Source organism: Paenibacillus sp. 598K (assembly GCF_003851045.1).
In the GTDB taxonomy this organism is placed as follows: Bacteria; Bacillota; Bacilli; order Paenibacillales; family Paenibacillaceae; genus Paenibacillus_D.
On record NZ_BFBX01000061.1, the window covers coordinates 10407 to 13171 of the forward strand.

Below are 2765 nucleotides of genomic sequence, written 5' to 3' on the forward strand. Positions count from 1 at the left end.
GACCAACGATGCGGAGCAGACGCTGCAGCTGCTGGGCGGCTGGGCGGAGGAGATCCGGAGCGGAGCGCTCCAGCATCCCGGGCGGCTGGCGATGCAGGCCTTCCAGATGCTCGGCTTCCTGACGGGTCCGGCGCTCGCTGCGATCCCTTCGCGACTGGCGGAGCGGCTGCGGCAGGCCGGAGCGGAGCTGAACGGTCGGCTGCCGGCGGCGTTGACGCCGTCGATCCTCATGCAGTCGATCGATACGTTCCTCGAGACGCTCGATCTGAGCGAGTCGGAGGAGCAGAGCAGTCGCAAGGTCATCTGGAAGGTACAGCAGATGATCCGGGCGTCGTATGCCGACCCGGAGCTGAATCTGGAGACGCTGGCGCAGCAGGTGTACCTGCATCCGACCTATCTGAGCGAGCTGTTCAAGGAGACGACGGGGCAAAAGTTTATCGATTATCTGACGGATGTGCGGATGGAGGAGGCGCGACGAATCCTGCGGGAGACGGAGCTAAAAATGTACGAGGTGGCAGCGGCGGTCGGCTATACCAGCCCCAAATATTTCAGCACGTTGTTCCGCAAGCATTTTCAACTGACCCCCATGAGCTACCGGGAAAGGGCGCATTGATCGATGCGTCCTTTCTGTATTTTCGAGCGCAGACAACATCCGAAAAAAAGAGAAGAAACAATAATTTTACGCAATGTTCACCTCAAACAGATAGCGGTACGATACTTATGAGGAACAACACAAAAGGGGAGGGGTAAAAAATGACATTCAGAAAACAAGCGACAGCCGCGCTTGGTCTCTCGCTGCTGCTGCTGACGGCGGCCTGCGCGGGCAACAACAGTCCGGCCGGAGAGTCGGGAGCCACGCCGGGACAGGAGAGCGCCAAGCCGCCCGCGGGGGAGCAGGTCGAATTAAAGGTAAGCGGTTTCAAATCTGGGGCCGAGCTAGGCGCGATCCCGGAGCTTAACGACAAGTTCATGGCCGAAAATCCAGACATCAAGGTCGTCTACGAGGGCATGCCAGGCAGCCAGTTCAAGGAGTTCCTGCGGGCACGCTTCGCGGCCAATGACGCCGCCGACGTGCTGATGATCCACCCGGGCCTGGCCGAGGTCGTCGCCTACGGCAACGCCGGCTATCTGATGGACCTGTCGGGCGAGCCGTGGATTGACAACTTTACCGAGGCTGCGCTGAAGTCGACCTCGCAGGGTGAACAGGTATTCGCGATCCCCAACGATATGAACGTCCTCGGCGTCTACTACAACGTCAAGCTGTTCGAGGAGCTGGGGATCGAGGTGCCGGAGGATTGGGAGGCTTTCGTCGCTGCGGCCCAGAAGATTAAGGAAGCGGGGGTGCTGCCGATCTCGATCGGCAACAACGACGGCTGGATGACGCTGGCTGCGCTGTACACGATGGCGCCGGGGCTGGTCTACACGGATCGCCCGTCCTTCGATGCCGACCTGAATGAAGGAAAGGCGACCTTCGCCGAGGGCTGGCAAGAGATGGTGACCAACTGGTTCGCACTCGACGAGGCGGGCTACCTGACGCAGCAGAGTACCGGCGTCAGTCTGGATCAGGCGCAGCAGGCGTTCGCTACCGGTCAGGCGGCGATGTACATTGACGGCAACTGGTCGCTGCCCGGCATCGAGGCGGCTAATCCAGAGCTTGAGGTCGGGATGTTCCCAATGCCGTCCAACAAGCCTGGCGAGCCGGTCGTCGCCTCCGCTGCGGTCGGCACGACCTTCGCGATTAACAAGAGCACCGAGGTTGCCGATGCGGCCAAGCGCTACCTGGCGTTCTGGGCGGAGGCGGAGCATCAGCAGGTGTGGGCGGCCAGCCAGCAAGCGTTTATGACGATCAAGGGGGAGACGGGCGAGGTCAATCCGGCGCTCCAGCGCATCGCCGACATCGTCGCTGCCGGCAGCAGCTACCCGTTCCTCGATCAGGGCTGGGTGCATGGCAGCGCAGGCACCTCCGAGCTGATGACCTCGGCGCAGGGCGTCTATCTGAAGGCGATCACACCGCAAGGCATGCTGGACAATATGGACAAGGCGTGGAAAAACGCGGCTGAAAATTCCTGATCGCCACTACATTTGGAGGTGTACGATGAACCGAATCCAACGTATGCGTGCAATGACTTGTCTGCTCATCTGCGTGTTGCTGACCGGACTGCTCCCGCAGACGGGCGCTCGCCTGTCTGCCAGCGGCGAGGTGAACCTGGCGCTGGGCAAAGCGGTAACCTCAAGCTCCAGCTACGAGAACCCGGCAGAAGGCTGGGCCCGCGTCCATCTGACCGATGGCTCCAAGACGGGGCCATACGCCTCGGGCTCCACAGCCAACGGCTGGACGACGATGCCGTCCTCCAGCCAGCCGGCCCCCGGCTCGCCGGCCTGGGTGAAGGTCGACCTCGGCGCAGCGCACTGGACCGACCAGATCGTCCTGTGGCCGCGCAGCGACGGCGGGACGAACTACACTGGCGTAGGCTTCCCTGTCGACTTCCGTATCCTCGTCTCGATCGATGATCAGAGCTGGACCGAGGTCGGCTCCTGGAGCGGCTACCCGGCCCCGACGAACGGCGCGGCGCTGACCCATGCGATAAGCGCCGTGCAGGCGCGGTATGTGATGGTCGAGGCGACTGCGCTCTCCCGCGACAACCATCAGGCGTATGTGATGCAGCTGCGGGAGCTGGAGGTGCGTCAGGCGGCGAGCACGCTGAGCGATGCGGACGCGGTGGCGGCCGATCATGCCGAGCTGCAGCTGCCGTATCCGCAGCCGC

The 2765-nt window shown here is 62.6% G+C and carries 3 protein-coding genes; all 3 read left to right on the forward strand.

Translation table 11 applies throughout. From position 1 onward, the window contains the following. Window positions 1-613, forward strand: a 613-nt coding sequence (locus tag PA598K_RS18065; protein WP_185602077.1) for a helix-turn-helix transcriptional regulator, incomplete at its 5' end; no start/stop codon positions are given. A 140-nt stretch (window positions 614-753) separates the two neighbouring features. Further along, on the forward strand, window positions 754-2070 hold the full coding sequence (locus tag PA598K_RS18070; RefSeq protein ID WP_128658307.1) for an ABC transporter substrate-binding protein: 1317 nt from the start codon (window positions 754-756) through the stop codon (window positions 2068-2070). A 25-nt stretch (window positions 2071-2095) separates the two neighbouring features. Further along, the coding region (locus PA598K_RS18075; RefSeq protein WP_148091965.1) for a discoidin domain-containing protein at window positions 2096-2765 on the forward strand (670 nt) is incomplete at its 3' end.

Coding starts and splice junctions, on each gene's coding strand:
- PA598K_RS18070 (WP_128658307.1), top strand. CDS start 754: ATGACATTCAGAAAACAAGCGACAGCCGCGCTTGGTCTCTCGCTGCTG.